Source organism: Comamonas sp. Tr-654, assembly GCF_011752915.1.
Classification (GTDB): Bacteria; Pseudomonadota; Gammaproteobacteria; order Burkholderiales; family Burkholderiaceae_C; genus Comamonas.
The window spans coordinates 30,421-46,660 of the sequence record NZ_VWWQ01000005.1; the positions used below are offsets into that span (position 1 = coordinate 30,421).

The window sequence follows — 16,240 nt, forward strand, 5'->3', positions numbered from 1 at the left end:
TTGCACCGGCCGGCCATCAGTCCGGCACGAGACAAAACTCTCTTGCCCTCGCGGTGCTGCGTTGCAACAATTGTCAGCTTCACTGCATGACTGCCGTATGACAATGGCAAGGTAGCCTTCTGCAGCCTGAGCCCTCCAACCCCGCAAGCTATCGCCCTTCATCATGAGCCTAGTCCAGCCCCTGCCTCCTGGCGCCCTCGATATCGTTGGCGATATCCACGGCGAATACGCCGCGCTGGTGCAATTGCTGGGCCACCTGGGCTACGACCTCCAGGGCAACCACCCAGAAGGACGGCGGCTGGTGTTTGTCGGCGACTTCTGCGACCGCGGGCCGGACAGTCCTTCGGTACTCGCGCTGGTCGGTGCCATGCTGGCCTCGGGCAAGGCCCATGCGGTGCTGGGCAACCACGAAATCAATCTGCTGCGCGAAGATGCCAAGGACGGATCGGGCTGGTTCTTCGACAGCCGCATCGACTCCGATCAGCCCAAGTACGCGCCTTTCGCGCGCATGCCGGCCGATCAGACTCCCGCCATGCTCGAGCAGCTCGGCCAGTTGCCGATCGCGCTGGAGCGCGAGGATCTGCGCATTGTCCATGCGGCCTGGCGACCCGAGCAGATTGCCATGATTCGCCAGCTGCCAAGCGGCAGCGCACGCGCCGCCTATGACCACTTCGAGACGATTGCCGACGAGCAGGCCATCGCCCAATGCGTGGCCGAGCGCATGCGCCAGGAAGCGCTGAGCTGGCCCTACAGCTTGGAAGACTATCGCCACGAGCCGCCGTTTCTGCCCGCCCACAGCGAGAACGAACTCAACAAGGCCATGGTCAACCCTCTGAAAGTGCTGACGGCAGGCGTGGAACGCGAATGCCGCAATCCCTTCTATGCGGGTGGCAAATGGCGCTTTGTCGAGCGCGTGGGCTGGTGGAATGAATATGAGGAAGCGCCTGCCGTCATCGTCGGCCACTACTGGCGCCGCCTGCGCCCGGCCGATGCACCCGCGCACGGCTCGCAGTTTGAAAACCTGTTCGGCGGCACGCCCCCGCTGTCTTGGCACGGTCTGCGCGGCAATGTGTTCTGTGTGGACTACTCGGTGGGTGCCCGCTGGCTGGACCGCCTGCGCGGCGACAACCCCGTGCAGCGCAGCAAGCTTGGCGCCATGCGCTGGCCCGAGCGTGTGCTGGTCTTTGACGACGGCACCCAGGCCGCCTCGGAGAATTTCGAGCAGGCTGCGGTGCTGCGGGACTGAGACTACCGGCCACATCGGCCACATCGGCCACCTTGGCAACGTTAGCCAGGCGACTCCGCTCCCCAGCCTGCGGTCAGTCTGCGCATGAAAGGCGCGCTGCCGATGCCTGAGGCCAGCCTCCTTGGCTATTTGGCGGGCGGCTGCCGCCCATGCTGCACCCACTCCTCAAAGGCCGAGCCGTCGGGCAGCACACAGGTGTTCTTATCGGCGACGGCCCCTTTTTCCGTGCGCAGCACCCCGCCCTGCTTTTTGCAATTGGCTTGCGAAGGATTGCCAAAATTGATGGAAACAGATTGCGCGCAGCCGCTGACTGCCGCAACGACGATCACCATCCCGGCCAAGCTTGAAACATGTTTCATGGGGCCAATGTAGCAAACCCCCGAACGCCGGCACAGGCCCATTGGACTTCAGGCCTGCAAAGACCGAAGTCGCCACCCGTGGGATCACGGCGGACAGCCTTGCCGGTTTCAGAGAGGGCCAGGCTTGCTATGCTGTCAGCCACTGCGAGAAAGATGCCCGCCAGGGGCTCTGTTTGGGTCGCCAGACTGTTAGCTGGAGGCTTTTTACAGGTAGCCATCCCCTGGAACCCGCATGCAATAAGGAAAGTTGAAGAAGATGAAAATCGCCACCTGGAATGTGAACTCTTTGTCCGTGCGACTGCCGCAGGTACTGGAATGGCTTGCCGCTAACCCTGTCGATGCGCTGGGACTGCAGGAACTCAAGCTCACCGATGACAAGTTCCCGCACATGGCTTTCGAGGAAGCCGGCTACAAGGCCGTCAGCCATGGACAGAAGACCTATAACGGCGTGGCCTGGATCACGCGCGAGACGGGCCGTGATGTGGTGCGCAACATCCCGGGGCTTGACGACGAGCAGGCACGCATCATTGCCACAACGATTGACTCGCCAGCCGGCGAGGTTCGCCTCATCAACGGCTACTTCGTCAACGGCCAGGAGCCCGGATCGGAAAAATTTGCCTACAAGATGCGCTGGCTGCAGGCGCTGCAAGACTGGGTCAAGGAACAGATGGCCTTGCATCCGCGTCTGGTGCTGGTGGGGGACTTCAACGTGGCCCCCGAAGATCGCGACTCCTACGACCCCGTCGGCCTCAAGGACACGATCCACCATACGGTGCAAGAGCGCGACCATTTCCAGCGCCTGCTGCAGCTGGGCTTGAGCGATGCCTTCCGCATGTTCGAGCAGCCGGAAAAAAGCTACTCTTGGTGGGATTACCGCATGCTGGGCTTTCAGAAGAATCGCGGCCTGCGCATCGACCATATTCTGGTCAGCGAAGCGCTCAGGAGCAAGGTCAGCGCCTGTAGTGTGGACCGCGCTCCACGCAAGAACAAGCAGCCCAGCGACCATGCTCCCGTGATCGTCACGCTGGACTGAAGCCGCACGGCTCAGGCCGCGCCGTGGCTGAGCCACTGCATGGCCTGCACCTGACCGCGCAGCAGCATCACATGCCGCTTGAGCAGCTTGGCGGCCTTGGCCGGCAAATCCAGCTGCGCCGAGTGCTCGGCACATTCCAGCCAGGTCTGCAGACGCCGCAACACATCCAGCCAGGTCTCGCCCACCGTCACGCCCAGATAGTCAAGCCAGGTCTTGCGTACTCGCTCCAGCAGCCCGCTGTCGCTGTCATCCGCGGCCTCGGGTGGCGCTTCCACGGCAGTGCCGCCGAGCAGCTCCGCCAACTCGGAGACCAGCTTGTGCGAGTCCTGCGAAAAGCGGCGTAGCGCATCGACCGCCATGCTGGAGTCCGCAGTCGTCAGAAACTGCCTGGAGCTCTGAGCAAAGCGCTGTCCTGCCTGCAGCACCAGGGCCAGGCTGCTCTTCGCCCTCTGGCCCAGCACAGCCTCCGCGACAGGCTTGGTCAAGGGGGGAGCGATCGCCCGGCGCCATGCCGCTTTGACGGCTGCCCTGACCTGAGACCAGTCCAGCAGACTGCCCCCGCAATGTGCCGACCAATGCTGGCGCAACTCCGGCTCCAGGGACTCAAAGCTCCTGGCCGCCTGACGAGGCCGATAGCAGCCAGCCTGCCAGCCCAGCAGATAGGCTGGATAGTACTGATCGAAGCCACGCCCGGGTACAAAGTAAGGCTCGTACATGTAGCGCTGGTGCCAGAAGGCCTCTTCGGCCTCCGGCATCTGCAGCAAGGGCGACAAGGCGTTCGACCCCGGCTCAGGCGGGAAAGAGATGGATAAGGGCAAGGCAGACAACGCAAACAGTCCAATCAACAAAAAGCCTGTTGATTTTTACCCCTGCGTCATCTGCTCCATGTCGTCAACCGTGATTGCACCATGTAGGACGAATAAAACCCGTGCCGAAAGCGAGTGGACACTGCGGCGCTTCAGTCGAAGTTTTCGTTCTCCAGCCCCAGCTCCTGCAGCTTGCGTGTGATGGTGTTGCGGCCGATCCCGAGCCTGCTGGCCGCCTCCACCCGCCTACCATGCGTGGCGGCCAGGGCCGTTCGCAGCAGCTGTGCCTCGAACTGGTGGGACAGCTGATCCCAGACGTCATGATGGCCTTGCGACAGCAGTTCCTCGGCCTGCTTGCCCAGCCCCTGCAACCAGCCTTCGGAAGGCGCTGCAGCCTCGGGAGCAGACAGCGCAGCAGCACCGAGCGAGGACAGCGCAACCGGCTCGGGCGGACTGGTCTTGGACGGCTCCAGGCCCACGCCGGTGCTCAGGGCGCCGGCAAAGATCGCGGCACTGCCAGGTGCAGCGCTGCCCAGCACTTCTGGCGGCAAGTCCTTGAGGGCAATCTGCTGGGCCGGCGCCATGACGGTCAGCCAATGGCAGATGTTCTCCAGCTGGCGCACATTGCCGGGGAAGTTGAAGGCCTGCAGGCGGCTCATGGCGGCCGTGCTCATGCGCTTGGGCTCCACACCCAGCTGGCGTGCGCTCTGCTGCAGAAAATGCTGGGTCAGCATGGGCACGTCCTCCTTGCGCTCGCGCAGCGCGGGCAGGCGCAGACGAATCACATTCAGACGGTGGAACAAGTCCTCGCGGAAAGCGCCATCCTTGACGCGCAGCTCCAGGTCCTGGTGGGTCGCGGCAATCACGCGGACATGGGCCTTGACGGCCTGGTGTCCGCCCACCCTGTAGAAGTGGCCGTCGGAGAGCACGCGCAGCAGACGCGTCTGCAGCTCGAACGGCATGTCGCCGATTTCATCGAGAAACAGCGTGCCGCCCTCGGCCTGCTCGAAACGCCCCCGGCGCTGGGTCTGCGCGCCGGTAAAGGCGCCGCGCTCGTGACCGAACAACTCGGACTCCAGCAGGTCTTTCGGAATGGCCGCGGTATTGATGGCCACGAACGGTCCGCCGGCCACCGGAGAATGCTTGTGCAGCGCCCGAGCCACCAGTTCCTTGCCGGCACCGGACTCTCCGGTGATCAGCACCGTGACATGGCTCTGGCTGAGTCGGCCGATGGCACGGAACACGTCCTGCATGGCCGGGGCCTGACCCAGCATTTCCGCCTGCACCGGTGCCTGGATATCGGCCACCTCCTCGCGCTGACTCTCCTCCACAGCGCGCCGGATCAGCTCCACCGCCTTGGGTACGTCAAAGGGCTTGGGCAAATACTCGAAGGCTCCGCGCTGGAAGGCCGAGACCGCGCTGTCCAGATCCGAATAGGCGGTCATGATGATCATCGGCAGGCCGGGCTGCTGCGCCCTGACCTGCTCCAGCAGCTCAAGGCCCGAGCCGCCGGGCATGCGGATGTCGCTGACCAGCACCTGAGGAGCCTGACGCTCGGGATCGCTGTTGTCCACATCAGCCAGGGCCTTGAGCACATCGCGCGGCTGGGTAAAGCTGCGAATGGGCCAGCCTTCGCGCCCCAGTGCCTTTTCAAGCACAAAGCGGATGGAAGGGTCGTCGTCCACAATCCAGATTGGCTTCATTCGTGCAACATCCTTCCCTTCTTCTGCATATTGATAATGTCAGGCTTTATGGCAGCGGAATCAGGATCCGGAAATCCGTCCTCCCCGGCTGGCTCTCGCATTCGATCAAGCCATGGTGACGCTGTACAAAGGTCTGAGCCAGCGTCAGCCCCAGGCCGGATCCGCCATCTCGGCCCGAGACCAAAGGATAGAAAATTCGCTCCTTGATGGCATCCGGCACGCCTGACCCGTTGTCGATTACATGCAATTCCAGTGCCAATCTGTAGCGCTCACGCCCCAAAGTGACCTGCCGGGCCACACGCGTCTTCAGGATGATCTCGGCATCGCCTTCTGCAATGCGCCGCCCCAGCGCCTGGGCCGCGTTCTGAACGATATTGAGCAGGGCCTGGATCAGCTGCGCGCTGTCGCCTCTGAATTCCGGAATGGAGATGTCATAGTCACGCGTGATCCTGAGTCCCTGGGGATGTTCGACCAGTACCAGTGAACGCACGCGCTCGCAGACCTCATGGATGTTGACGTCGCCGACCTCGTGGGGGTGACGATGCGGGGCCAGCAGCCTGTCCACCAGTGCCTGCAGGCGATCGGCCTCATGAATGATGACCGTGGTGTACTCCAGCAGCTCGGGCATGACCAGATCCATCTGCAGCAGCTGGGCTGCACCGCGAATGCCGCCCAGCGGATTCTTGATCTCGTGGGCCAGATTGCGAATCAGCTCCTTGTTTGCCTGGGCCTGTTCGCGGATGCGCTCCTCGCGATCCTGGCGGGCCTGCTGTTCCAGCGGCCACATCTCCACCATGACATGGCCGGCCTTCTCGGCCAGCGAGACGGCAGCATGAATCGGCAGCGGCTCCTGCCCCAGGCGCAGCAGGCTGGCCTCGAAGCGCAGCGCCGCAAAGTCGTTGGAACGGGCTCCGCTGAGCGCCTTGTCCAGCAGGGCCGGCTCGGCAAAGCAGGTGGCGAAGTCACTGCCGACCATGATGCGGCGCGACTGGCCCAGGGCATTTTCCAGCGCCGCGTTGACGAAGCGCACCATGCCGTACTCGTCAAGCACGGCAATCAAGGTGCAGAGCCAGTCCAGCGACTGGTAGCCATGACCGTTGGCCTGATCCGGATCAGGCATGGAGATATCGGGAATCGGGGCTGCAGTGGAACTCATGCGATTGACCAAAAATGACCAGCCCCAGGGGGCGGATTAGTTGACCGCAGGCAGCCGGTCCAGCTCTCGCTTGATGCCTGCGATATCACTTTCCTGGCGGGTGATATCGGCCTTGAGCTTGGCCACCCGCTCCGGGTAGCCCTGAGGATTGCGCAGCTCCAGCGCGGTACGCACGGGATTGCCATCGTTGTACTCCGCCTTGAGCTCGGCCAGTCTGGCCTGGGCCTTGTTCAGCTCGCCTTGCAAGATCGCGCGGGCATCGGAGTCGCGAGCCTTCTGCGCGGCATTGTCGGCGCGGGCAGGGGCCGCCTGGCTCGATGCAGAGCTGCCTGCCGGCTTGGGATTGGCCGGCGCCGCACCGGCATTGCCGCCCGAGGGACGGGTGCCGTGAATCACCGTCACGCCACTGCCATCAACCGGCTTGCACCCCTTGGCCTTGGCCTGCGAAACATTGTTGGTGTACTCATTGCCGCAGCGGTAGATCACATCCTGGGCAGAAACCAGCCCGGATGCAAGACACAGCAACGACAACACATAAAACTTCTTCATTCGGTCCTCTCAGGCAGACGGCGGCCGCAAGTCCGCAATACCCTGAGTATCGCTCCAAGCCTGCAGCTTTTATTGACTACTTGACCGCCACCAACCCGTTTGGTTCCTTTGCTGCCATGTCCGGCGCAGCGCCCGTGCAATAAAAAAGGCGGCTTGCGCCGCCTTTGAGAACCTCTGCTTTACAGCGAGAAGTACATATCGTATTCGACAGGGTGCACCGACTGGCGATAGCGAGTCACTTCGGTCATCTTCAGCTCGATGTAGGCATCCAGCATGCTGTCGGAGAACACACCGCCCTTGGTCAGGAACGCACGGTCTGCATCCAGGGCTTCCAGAGCCTGGTCCAGGCTGTGGCAGACGGTAGGCACCAGCTTGTCTTCCTCGGGAGGCAGATGGTACAGATCCTTGGTCGCGGCTTCGCCGGGATGGATCTTGTTTTCCACGCCGTCCAGACCGGCCATCAGCAGCGCTGCAAAACCCAGGTAGGGGTTCATCAGAGGATCGGGGAAGCGGGCTTCCACGCGACGTGCCTTGGGGTTGCTGACGTAAGGAATACGGATGGAAGCGGAGCGGTTCTTGGCCGAGTAAGCCAGCTTCACGGGCGCTTCGAAGCCGGGAACCAGACGCTTGTAGCTGTTGGTGCCAGGGTTGGTGATGGCGTTCAGGGCACGAGCGTGCTTGATGATGCCGCCGATGTAGTACAGGGCGAAGTCGGACAGACCGGCATAGCCGTCGCCAGCGAACAGGTTCTTACCATCCTTCCACACGGACTGGTGCACGTGCATGCCGGAGCCGTTATCGCCAGCATAGGGCTTGGGCATGAAGGTTGCCGTCTTGCCGTAAGTGTTGGCCACGTTCCAGATGATGTACTTCTGCAGCTGTGTCCAGTCGGCACGCTCGACCAGGGTCGAGAAGCGTGTGCCGATTTCGTTCTGACCGGCGCCGGCCACTTCGTGGTGGAACACTTCGACGGGAATGCCGACGGCTTCCAGCAGCAGCGACATCTCTGCGCGCATGTCCTGGGTGCTGTCAACGGGAGGCACGGGGAAGTAGCCACCCTTGACGCGAGGACGGTGACCGCGGTTGCCGCTCTCGAACTTGGTGCCGGTGTTCCAGGGAGCCTCGTATTCCTCGATTTCGAAGAAGGGGTTGTGAGGCTCGGTGCCCCAGCGCACGCCGTCGAAGATGAAGAATTCGGGTTCGGGACCGAAGTAGGCGGTATCGCCCAGGCCGGAAGCCTTCAGATAGGCTTCGGCGCGCTTGGCGATGGAGCGGGGATCGCGGTCATAGGCCTTGCCGTCACCGGGTTCGATCACGTCGCACTGCAGAATCAGTGTGGTTTCTTCGAAGAAGGGATCGATGTTGGCAGTGTTTGGATCGGGAACCAGCTGCATGTCCGAGGCTTCGATACCTTTCCAGCCGGCAACGGAAGAACCGTCGAAAGCATGGCCCGAGGCGAACTTGTCCTCGTCGAAGTGCGACACGGGCACGGTCACGTGCTGTTCCTTGCCGCGGGTATCGGTAAAGCGCAGGTCCACGAACTTGACCTCGTTATCCTGCACCATCTGCATCACGTCTGCAACGGTCTTCGCCATTAGATCTCTCCTGCCAACTTTGGCTGATCAAATAAAGAATGAATAGTATCTAGCAGTTTGCGTGCCAACTCTGCTTCAGCACCTCATCCCAGCATCCGTGCACTGAAATCGGGCTCTTGCAGCAAGCTCCTGGCCACAAGACACAAGCACTTAGCAGAGCCGCATCTGCAAATTGCACCAAACCGACGCGCATTGTCTCACTGCCGGCACGCATTTCTCAAATGCACCATCTTGGTGAAAATAAACGCACCAATACGGTGCATTTTGTGAACAGGATTGTTTTTGGTGCATGGGCACGATTCGCCCGGCGGCAAGTGCTCTCAGCGAGCAACCGAAGCGGCATCATCTGCACCAGGCGCGAACGGCACCTGGGGATCGGCAGTACTCGGCATGGTCTGCGCCCTCATCTGTTCCAGCGCCGCCAGACAGAAGTGAGCGAACCACAGCGCAGAAAAGGCAAATACCAGCGCATAGATCCAGATGGCAATAGGCACCAGAATCCAGAAAGCAGCCAGAAACAGCAGCCCGGAAATCCAGACCACACCGGGCGCAGCGCCCAGATAGCCGCAGATTACCCCCATGAGAATGAGCGACATGCGGTGACGGGCAAACAGTGCCCGGCGCTCATCTTTGCTGGCATGCTCGGACAAGGCATCAAACGCCATGACCCGGTAAGTGAGCCAACCCCAGATCAAGGGCGCGACCACCAGCATCAGCGGCGGAAACACCCATAGCGGCAGGGTGACGAAAAGGGCCAGCAGCGCAATCAGCGTGGAGCCGCCCGACCAGAGCAGGCTGGCGACGGTGGAGCCGCCATGCTTTTTCTCCAGCCCGGCAAAGCGCTTCTCGGCCACCAGTTGCGTCAGCACGGGCGCCATGAACAGGCCCACCAGCAGCAAAACCAGCACCACGAGAACCGGCATGGCCCCCAGCACCACAAACATGGACGCCACCACCTCCGAGGCATAGCCCACGCCACGCTCCTGCAGCCACAGCCACAGGGAGTGCAGCCAGCCCACCCCATCCAGCAGGCTTTGCACCTTGAGGACCGCATCGGCCCAGAAGAAGTAGCCCAGAAGCCAGGCCATCAAGGCCATGGCCAGCAGCGGCAAGAGTGACCAGACAATGACCCGCTTATGCAGGCAATACGCCAAGGCACGCCAAAAAGAGTCGAGTAGCAAGCTCATGCTGGCAAGCATACTCAAGGATTGGCTTATGCGCGACCCATCAGTCGTAGGACAGCCAGCCACTGTTGCGCCCAGAAGCCGCGGCCATAGTCGCGCAGCTGCCCTTTCGCATTGGCCTGCACCTGATCGCGAATGCCCGTGGGGTCATAGCGCAGATCGAAATTGGCCGTGCCGAACAGCATGTCCCACCAGGGCAGGAGCACGCCAAAGTTGTTGCCGTGGACCTTTTTGTTGCGCACCGGCGCCATCGGCTCGTGACCGATACCAATGGCGTGATGGCGGCGATGAAAGCGCGGGCTGATCCACAGGCGCTCCCCCAGCTGGCCAAACCAGATGCGCACATTGGCGTGCTGAAAGCTCTCGCTGAGCTGTGTCAGAGCCACGATGGCCACGAACTGCCCGGGAGCCACGCCGATCAGCTGCGCCACCAGCACGATGATGGCGTCATGGATCACGTCGTCGAGCAGGTGATTGCGGTTGTCGCTCCACACTGTCATCTGGCGCTGTGAGTGGTGCACGGCGTGCAGCTTCCACCACCAGGTAAAGCCGTGCTGGCCGCGATGAATCCAGTACTCGACCAGATCGAAGACGACCAAATACATCAGCAGGCTGACCCAGGCATTGTCCGTCACGCCCGGCCAGATGTCGTCAAGGTGAAAGCCAGGCAAGCCCCAGACATGGAGCTGACCCATGAGCGAATTCCACAGCGGCTCTGTCGTGAAGAACAAGGCCAGCCGGAAAAGTCCCAGCCGATGAATCAGCGTATAGAGGATGTCCACACGAATCGCCTGACGGTCGACCACGGGCTCGGCCGGCCTCCAGCGCTGCAGCGGCACGATCACTGCGACCATGACGGCAATCTGCAGCAAGCCCACCAGCAGCCAGCCCGTGGCGGTATAGCCATCCTCCAGCAGATTCGCCATGCCGAAATGAAACAGAAAAGGCTGCACCACGCCTTCAAACAAGCGTTGCTGCGCCTCTCCAAACATCTGTACCAACCAATCCACGACTCACTCCTCTTGCAGCACTCAGCGCTGCTGCGCGATCCAGCCCTGATACACCGGGTGCTCGGCCAGCGTACGGAAGCAAAAACCCCTGTCCAGCAAACCCAGAATCAAGGGCTCCAGCACCGCCGGAGCCCATGGGTCCTGACGCGACCAGATCCCGAGGTGCGCCAGCAAGATATCGCCGCTGCCTATGTTTTTGAGTGCCTGGGCCAGCAAGCGTTCATTCGGATATTTGTCGCTGGGTAGCTCGTCACCCAGAAAGCCTGCGGGCGCCCAGCCCACATGCTGAAAGCCGCCCTGCCGGGCCGCAGCAATCAACGCTGGCGATGTCTTGCCACCCGGTGCACGATAGAGCGGCAAGGTCTTGCGGCCCGTGATCTGGGTCAGCCGCTGGGCGGAGCGTGCAATCTCCTGCCGATACTCATCAGCGGACACCACATAGGTCTGACCAGCCTTGGGACCGGCCGAAGGCCTGACCCTGAAATGCGTGACCTGCCCGCTGGCCTTGTCGCGAATATCGGCCAGCCAGTACATATGGTCAAAGGTATGGGACGCGAGCTGGTGCCCTTCGTCGGCACGCGCCTTCCACCACGGCGCCCAGAAGTCGCCCAGACTGCTGCCCCCCTCTTTCGTGGCCTCATTGGCCGCAAAGAAGGTGACGGGAACCTTGTGCTTTTGCAGCACCTGGGCGACCCACTGGGCTATGCCCATGTGCCCAGTATCAAAAGTCAGGTAAACCGCCTTGGAGCATGTACCTGAAGATATCTTTTTTGAAGCTTCGGCAGCGAAGGCAGGAACGGCAAACAAGCCGCCGGCCAGCGAGCCGAGCATGAAACAACGTCTTTGCATCCACCCTCCTTGAGGTGGTCAACACGAAACCGGGCGTCCCGGCCACTCCGATGCGACCGGAACAAGCGCTTCAACGCGCAGCGTGGGACAGCGTCCAGACCCCGTGGGGCGACTTGCCCACATTGACCTGATTGACCACCTTCTTCTCTACCGTGTCGATCACCGACAGCTTGCGTGCCCAGCGCGAGGCCACAAAGATATAGCGACCGTCGGCCGAAACATCCATGCAGTCCGGGCCGCCCGGTGCCGGGTAGTTGGCTACGACCTGGCTGCTGACCATATCGATCTTGCTGATGGTATTGGCCACGCGGTTGCTCACGTACAGGTGGCGATCGTCGCCGGCAGCGCGGAAGGCGTGTGCACCGGCAGCCGTCTTGATCTGGCCCAGGCTGCGGGGCTCGGCGCCGGTGATGTCGAACACCTCGACGCCATCGCCGCCGGTCAGGCCGACAAACAGCTTCTTGCCGTCAGGGCTGCCGTAGACGTCCGCAGGCATGGGGCCGGTGGGCACGCGAGCCTTGATGGTCTGGGTGACGATATCGATGGCCACCAGGGCATCGCTGTCCTGCATGGTGGAGTACAGCGTCTTGCTCTGCGCGTCGATGAACAGATGGCTGGGCGTCTTGCCGGTGGAGACACGCTTGACCAGGGTCGGCGTCTGCGTGGCCGCGTCCCAGCGGTAAAAATCGATGTGGTTGAGGCGGTTGGCTGCCGTGACGAACCACTTCATGTCCGGCGAAAAGCGCAGATGGTACGGGTCCACGATGTCGCGGATCACGCGCTGCACGGCACCCGTGCGCGGATCCACCAGGGTCAGTGAATCGCCCAGTGCATTGGCCACCACCAGCGACCTCTCGTCCGGCGTCAGGTACAGGTGATGAGGCTCCTTGCCCGTGGGAATGCGCGACTGCTCCTTCCAACTGACCGGATCAATCACGCTAATGGATGCATCCAGGGAGTTCAGCACAAAGATGGGCGTGGGGCCTTGCACGGCACGCGCTGCCTGTGCCGGCTTGACGGCAGCAGGCAACGCAGGCGCAGCGCTGGTTGCAGGCGGCGCTGCGGGCGCGGCTGTTGGAGCGACCGCAGCAGCGACAGCGGCCGCCGGTGCGGCTGCCTTGGCAGACTTGAAACCGGGCAATGCCGAAGCCCCCAACCATGCCGCGGCGCCCACGCCCACGACCAATGCCACAGCAGCGCCAGTGCGCCCAATAGAAAGACGTCCCACAACCACCACCTTCTCAGAATCCATGCAGTGTAGCTGCGCCAATGCAGCCGCTGCCAGCACAAGCCTTCTGGTTTACAAAGCTTGTTGAAATGCCACGCGAACCTTGCCTGACCGGCGCAGGCCGCATCATGACAAGAATTCAAAACAGGAGCAGTTAGCGCGTGATTTTCTTACGATACAGCTCTAAATAAGCCTGAAATCGTTGGAATAAAGGCGCATGACGCTCATCTATTGATGAACATCACTGCTCTATAAAAAAAGGAGCCCCAAGCGGGGCTCCTTTGCCAACATTGGTGCAGGGTCCTCAGACCTTCCACTTCTCCGCCAGCTTTTCGGGATTCAGCGTGTCATAGCCTTCGAAAGGCTGGTGAATCCAGGGATTAGTGCCCAGGAAGTCCACCGAGTAGTCGGGCTCGAAGGTCGACACGCCCTTGGTCCAGATCACGGCGCTGCGCAGCTCCGTAATGGGCGCGTAGTTGGTCTTGAGCATGGCGATCACGGCCTTGAGCGTGGCTCCCGAGTCCGCCAGATCGTCCACCAGCAGCACGCGGCCGGAAATATCGCCCTTGGGCGTGGCGATGAAACGACCGATGTCCAGATGGCCCTGCACCGTGCCGGCTTCGGCGCGGTAGGAGCTGGTGGACATGATGGCCAGGGGCTTGTCGAAAATGCGGCTCAGGATGTCGCCGGGACGCAGACCACCGCGTGCCAGGCACAGGATGGTGTCGAATTCCCAGCCAGACTGGTGGATCTTGATGGCGAGCTTTTCGATGAGACCGTGGTACTCGTCGTAGCTCACATACAGGTGCTTACCGTCTTCTGTCAGCATGGGCACAGTTCCTTTGAAAGTTCAGTAAAACCCAGCCCGATCAGGCGGCGCTGTACGGGTTGTGCATCAGGATGGTGTGATCGCGGTCGGGGCTGGTGGACACCATGGCGATGGGCACACCGGTCACTTCGGCGATACGGTCCAGATAGCGGCGGGCATTCACGGGCAGCTTGTCATACTCGGTCACACCCACGGTGGAGTCGGTCCAGCCGGGAATGGATTCGTAGATCGGCTTGCAGCGCTCGATATCGTCCGCACCCAGAGGCAGCAGGTCGATCGTCTCGCCGTCCAGCTCGTAGCCCACGCACAGTTGCAGCTCTTCGATGCCGTCGAGCACGTCCAGCTTGGTGATGCACAGGCCGGACAGACCATTGATCTGGGCCGAACGCTTGAGCAGCGCAGCATCAAACCAGCCGCAGCGACGCGAACGGCCGGTAGTCACGCCCTTCTCGGCGCCCACAGTGGACATGACCCAGCCGGGAGTGCCTTCCTTTTCCCATTCCAGCTCGGTAGGGAAAGGACCGCCGCCCACACGGGTGCAGTAGGCCTTGGTGATGCCCAGGATGTAGTGCAGCAGACCAGGGCCCACGCCCGCGCCTGCGGCGGCATTGCCAGCCACGCAGTTGGACGATGTGACATAGGGGTAGGTGCCGTGATCCACGTCCAGCAGCGTGCCTTGCGCGCCTTCGAACAGCAGGTTGCCGCCTTCGGCGTGCACCGCGTTGAGCTCGCGCGAGACATCGGCAATCATGGGCTTGAGCAGCTCGGCATGACGCATGGCTTCTTCGTACACGGCGTCGAACTGCACTTCGCCGTCCTTCATGTAGGGAGCCAGGCCGGCGCCGAAGTCGAAGTTCTTGGAACCCAGCACATTCACCAGAATGTGGTTGTGCAGGCTCAGCAGCTCGCGCAGCTTGGTGGCGAAGCGCTCGGGGTGCTTCAGATCCTGCACGCGCAGGGCGCGGCGGGCGATCTTGTCCTCGTAGGAAGGGCCGATCCCCTTGCCGGTGGTGCCGATCTTCTGCACGCCACCCTTTTCACGGGCCGCTTCACGGGCCACGTCCAGAGCCTGGTGGAAAGGCAGGATCAGCGGGCAGGCTTCGGACACGCGCAGGCGGTCACGCACTTGCACGCCGGCCTTCTCCAGGCCTTCGATTTCCTCAAACAGCTTGCCCACGGAGAGCACCACACCGTTGCCGATGTAGCACTTCACGCCAGGGCGCATGATGCCGCTGGGAATCAGGTGCAGAGCCGTCTTCACGCCGTTGATGACCAGTGTGTGACCCGCGTTGTGGCCGCCCTGGAAACGCACGACGCCGTTGGCGCTTTCGGTCAGCCAGTCGACCAGCTTGCCCTTGCCCTCATCACCCCACTGGGTGCCGACGACGACCACATTGCGACCTTTGGATGTATTCATATTCCAATCCGATAAATCGAAGAATTAGTCAAATGCCTTAAATGGCTTGCACGACCCATTGCCCGCCAACATTGGCAAGCTCACGGTCGCAGTGGAACTCGTCCACTTCGCTTTCATGCCCTGGCAGCACGCAGACCACCGTCTCGCCCTGCTGGCGCAATGCGGCAATGGCGGCAGCCACTTGCACGTCATCGCCCCAGGGAGCGCGAATGGCAGCCTTGAGCGGACGCTCGGGCACGACAGCCACCAGTTGTTTGATATCAAGACTGAAGCCGGCAGCGGGACGGTTGCGCCCGAACACTGCACCGACTTCGTCGTAACGGCCACCGCGCACCAGCGCATCGCTGCCGCCGGGCACATAGATGGCAAAGCGCGTACCGCTGTAGTAGGAGTAGCCACGCAGATCGGCCAGGTCGAAACTGACCTTGACGCCATCGAGTCGCTGCACCAGCCAGCGCAGATGAGACAGCACATTGCGCACGCCGGCAGTGCGATCCAGCAGCTTTTCAGCCTGATCGAGCACTTCCATGCCGCCGTACAGCTGCAGCAGCGCCATCAGACCTTCACGCGAGGCCTCGGGGAAATCGCGGGTCAGCTGGGCCAGCTCGGTTGCGTCCTTGGAGGCCAGGGCCGCGTGCACGCCTCGCAGCACCTGCTCGTCGACCATCACGCCAGCCAGCAGGCTGCGCACGATGCGCACGTCGGCCAGATCCACGATGACGTCCTTGACGCCAGCGCCCTTGAGGCAGTCCAGGGCCAGATGCAGGGCTTCGAGGTCGGCCTCCAGGCCTTCGTGGCCATAGAGTTCGGCACCGAACTGGAACGGCTCACGCGTGGCACGCGGGCGATCGGGGCGTGCATGGACGACGGGGCCGCAGTAGCACAGACGGGTCACGCCCTTGCGATTGAGCAGATGCGCATCGATACGGGCCACCTGCTGCGTCATGTCGGCGCGCAGACCCATGGTGCGACCGGAGAGCTGGTCAATCAGTTTGGAGGTTTGAAGGGCAAGAGCTTCGCCTGTACCCGTCAGCAAGGACTCCAGATACTCCAGCATGGGTGGCATGACAAGTTCATAGCCATAGCTGCGCGCAGTATCGAGCAATCCTCGACGCAATTCTTCGATGTGCCGTGCCTCTGAGGGCAAAACATCGGCAATGTGATCCGGTAGGACCCAAGCAGACATGGAGAAATGGGGAGGCTGTTAAAAATGCGATTCTACCGGCTTTGCCAGCCCTGCCCAATTTGACCGCTAAGGCCTAGCCAGTATCGGCAG

Annotated in this window: 15 protein-coding genes; 2 read left to right on the top strand and 13 right to left on the bottom strand. The window is 62.0% G+C overall.

The window, feature by feature from the left end; translation table 11 throughout:
* Positions 1 to 163: 163 nt before the first annotated feature.
* Positions 164 to 1,246: a metallophosphoesterase gene (locus F3J24_RS15840; protein ID WP_167008318.1), complete on the top strand. Its 1,083-nt coding sequence runs from the start codon at positions 164 to 166 to the stop codon at positions 1,244 to 1,246.
* Positions 1,247 to 1,371: 125 nt separating this feature from the next.
* Here the strand turns inward: F3J24_RS15840 and F3J24_RS15845 are convergent, their stop codons facing one another.
* Positions 1,372 to 1,578: a DUF333 domain-containing protein gene (locus F3J24_RS15845; protein WP_167008321.1), complete on the bottom strand. Its 207-nt coding sequence runs from the start codon at positions 1,576 to 1,578 to the stop codon at positions 1,372 to 1,374.
* A 283-nt stretch (positions 1,579 to 1,861) separates the two neighbouring features.
* Between F3J24_RS15845 and xth the strand changes: the two genes are divergently transcribed.
* Positions 1,862 to 2,638 carry an exodeoxyribonuclease III gene (gene xth / locus F3J24_RS15850; RefSeq protein WP_167008324.1) on the top strand — a complete coding sequence of 259 codons (777 nt, stop codon included), beginning with the start codon at positions 1,862 to 1,864 and terminating at the stop codon, positions 2,636 to 2,638.
* 11 nt (positions 2,639 to 2,649) lie between these two features.
* Here xth and F3J24_RS15855 read toward each other — a convergent pair whose 3' ends face one another.
* From F3J24_RS15855 to F3J24_RS15910, 12 genes are all read right to left on the bottom strand, one after another.
* Entirely contained in the window at positions 2,650 to 3,393 is a 744-nt protein-coding gene (locus F3J24_RS15855) for a hypothetical protein (RefSeq protein ID WP_240154363.1), read from the bottom strand.
* Positions 3,394 to 3,596: 203 nt separating this feature from the next.
* Entirely contained in the window at positions 3,597 to 5,147 is a 1,551-nt protein-coding gene (gene ntrC / locus F3J24_RS15860; protein ID WP_167008330.1) for a nitrogen regulation protein NR(I), read from the bottom strand.
* Positions 5,148 to 5,193: 46 nt separating this feature from the next.
* Positions 5,194 to 6,267 carry a nitrogen regulation protein NR(II) gene (glnL, locus tag F3J24_RS15865; RefSeq protein WP_167009330.1) on the bottom strand — a complete coding sequence of 358 codons (1,074 nt, stop codon included), beginning with the start codon at positions 6,265 to 6,267 and terminating at the stop codon, positions 5,194 to 5,196.
* Positions 6,268 to 6,339: 72 nt separating this feature from the next.
* Positions 6,340 to 6,852 carry a hypothetical protein gene (locus F3J24_RS15870; RefSeq protein ID WP_167008333.1) on the bottom strand — a complete coding sequence of 171 codons (513 nt, stop codon included), beginning with the start codon at positions 6,850 to 6,852 and terminating at the stop codon, positions 6,340 to 6,342.
* A gap of 179 nt (positions 6,853 to 7,031) precedes the next feature.
* A complete protein-coding gene (glnA, locus tag F3J24_RS15875) occupies positions 7,032 to 8,447 on the bottom strand; it encodes a type I glutamate--ammonia ligase (protein ID WP_003053345.1) in 1,416 nt (471 codons plus the stop codon).
* 320 nt (positions 8,448 to 8,767) lie between these two features.
* Positions 8,768 to 9,646: an EI24 domain-containing protein gene (locus F3J24_RS15880; RefSeq protein WP_167009333.1), complete on the bottom strand. Its 879-nt coding sequence runs from the start codon at positions 9,644 to 9,646 to the stop codon at positions 8,768 to 8,770.
* 14 nt (positions 9,647 to 9,660) lie between these two features.
* Positions 9,661 to 10,641, bottom strand: a complete 981-nt coding sequence (locus F3J24_RS15885) for a sterol desaturase family protein (RefSeq protein WP_167008336.1) — start codon at positions 10,639 to 10,641, stop codon at positions 9,661 to 9,663.
* Positions 10,642 to 10,662: 21 nt separating this feature from the next.
* Complete coding sequence (locus tag F3J24_RS15890; protein ID WP_167008338.1) at positions 10,663 to 11,490, bottom strand: polysaccharide deacetylase family protein; 828 nt, start codon at positions 11,488 to 11,490, stop codon at positions 10,663 to 10,665.
* Positions 11,491 to 11,560: 70 nt separating this feature from the next.
* Positions 11,561 to 12,742: a YncE family protein gene (locus tag F3J24_RS15895; RefSeq protein WP_167008342.1), complete on the bottom strand. Its 1,182-nt coding sequence runs from the start codon at positions 12,740 to 12,742 to the stop codon at positions 11,561 to 11,563.
* Between the two features lie 280 nt (positions 12,743 to 13,022).
* A complete protein-coding gene (locus F3J24_RS15900; RefSeq protein ID WP_003053337.1) occupies positions 13,023 to 13,547 on the bottom strand; it encodes a phosphoribosyltransferase in 525 nt (174 codons plus the stop codon).
* A gap of 40 nt (positions 13,548 to 13,587) precedes the next feature.
* The gene (locus tag F3J24_RS15905; RefSeq protein ID WP_167008345.1) at positions 13,588 to 14,964 is read right to left on the bottom strand and encodes an adenylosuccinate synthase; all 1,377 of its coding nucleotides are present in this window, start codon (positions 14,962 to 14,964) and stop codon (positions 13,588 to 13,590) included.
* Positions 14,965 to 15,001: 37 nt separating this feature from the next.
* Positions 15,002 to 16,150 (bottom strand): ATP phosphoribosyltransferase regulatory subunit, encoded by a 1,149-nt coding sequence (locus tag F3J24_RS15910; RefSeq protein WP_003053335.1) that lies wholly within the window; start codon positions 16,148 to 16,150, stop codon positions 15,002 to 15,004.
* Between the last annotated feature and the right edge of the window lie 90 nt (positions 16,151 to 16,240).

Coding starts and splice junctions, on each gene's coding strand:
- F3J24_RS15900 (WP_003053337.1), bottom strand. CDS start 13,547: ATGCTGACAGAAGACGGTAAGCACCTGTATGTGAGCTACGACGAGTAC.
- glnL (WP_167009330.1), bottom strand. CDS start 6,267: ATGCCTGATCCGGATCAGGCCAACGGTCATGGCTACCAGTCGCTGGAC.
- F3J24_RS15855 (WP_240154363.1), bottom strand. CDS start 3,393: ATGCCGGAGGCCGAAGAGGCCTTCTGGCACCAGCGCTACATGTACGAG.
- F3J24_RS15910 (WP_003053335.1), bottom strand. CDS start 16,150: ATGTCTGCTTGGGTCCTACCGGATCACATTGCCGATGTTTTGCCCTCA.
- F3J24_RS15845 (WP_167008321.1), bottom strand. CDS start 1,578: ATGGTGATCGTCGTTGCGGCAGTCAGCGGCTGCGCGCAATCTGTTTCC.
- F3J24_RS15840 (WP_167008318.1), top strand. CDS start 164: ATGAGCCTAGTCCAGCCCCTGCCTCCTGGCGCCCTCGATATCGTTGGC.
- F3J24_RS15890 (WP_167008338.1), bottom strand. CDS start 11,490: ATGCAAAGACGTTGTTTCATGCTCGGCTCGCTGGCCGGCGGCTTGTTT.
- ntrC (WP_167008330.1), bottom strand. CDS start 5,147: ATGAAGCCAATCTGGATTGTGGACGACGACCCTTCCATCCGCTTTGTG.
- glnA (WP_003053345.1), bottom strand. CDS start 8,447: ATGGCGAAGACCGTTGCAGACGTGATGCAGATGGTGCAGGATAACGAG.
- F3J24_RS15905 (WP_167008345.1), bottom strand. CDS start 14,964: ATGAATACATCCAAAGGTCGCAATGTGGTCGTCGTCGGCACCCAGTGG.
- F3J24_RS15880 (WP_167009333.1), bottom strand. CDS start 9,646: ATGCTTGCCAGCATGAGCTTGCTACTCGACTCTTTTTGGCGTGCCTTG.
- F3J24_RS15895 (WP_167008342.1), bottom strand. CDS start 12,742: ATGGATTCTGAGAAGGTGGTGGTTGTGGGACGTCTTTCTATTGGGCGC.
- xth (WP_167008324.1), top strand. CDS start 1,862: ATGAAAATCGCCACCTGGAATGTGAACTCTTTGTCCGTGCGACTGCCG.
- F3J24_RS15870 (WP_167008333.1), bottom strand. CDS start 6,852: ATGAAGAAGTTTTATGTGTTGTCGTTGCTGTGTCTTGCATCCGGGCTG.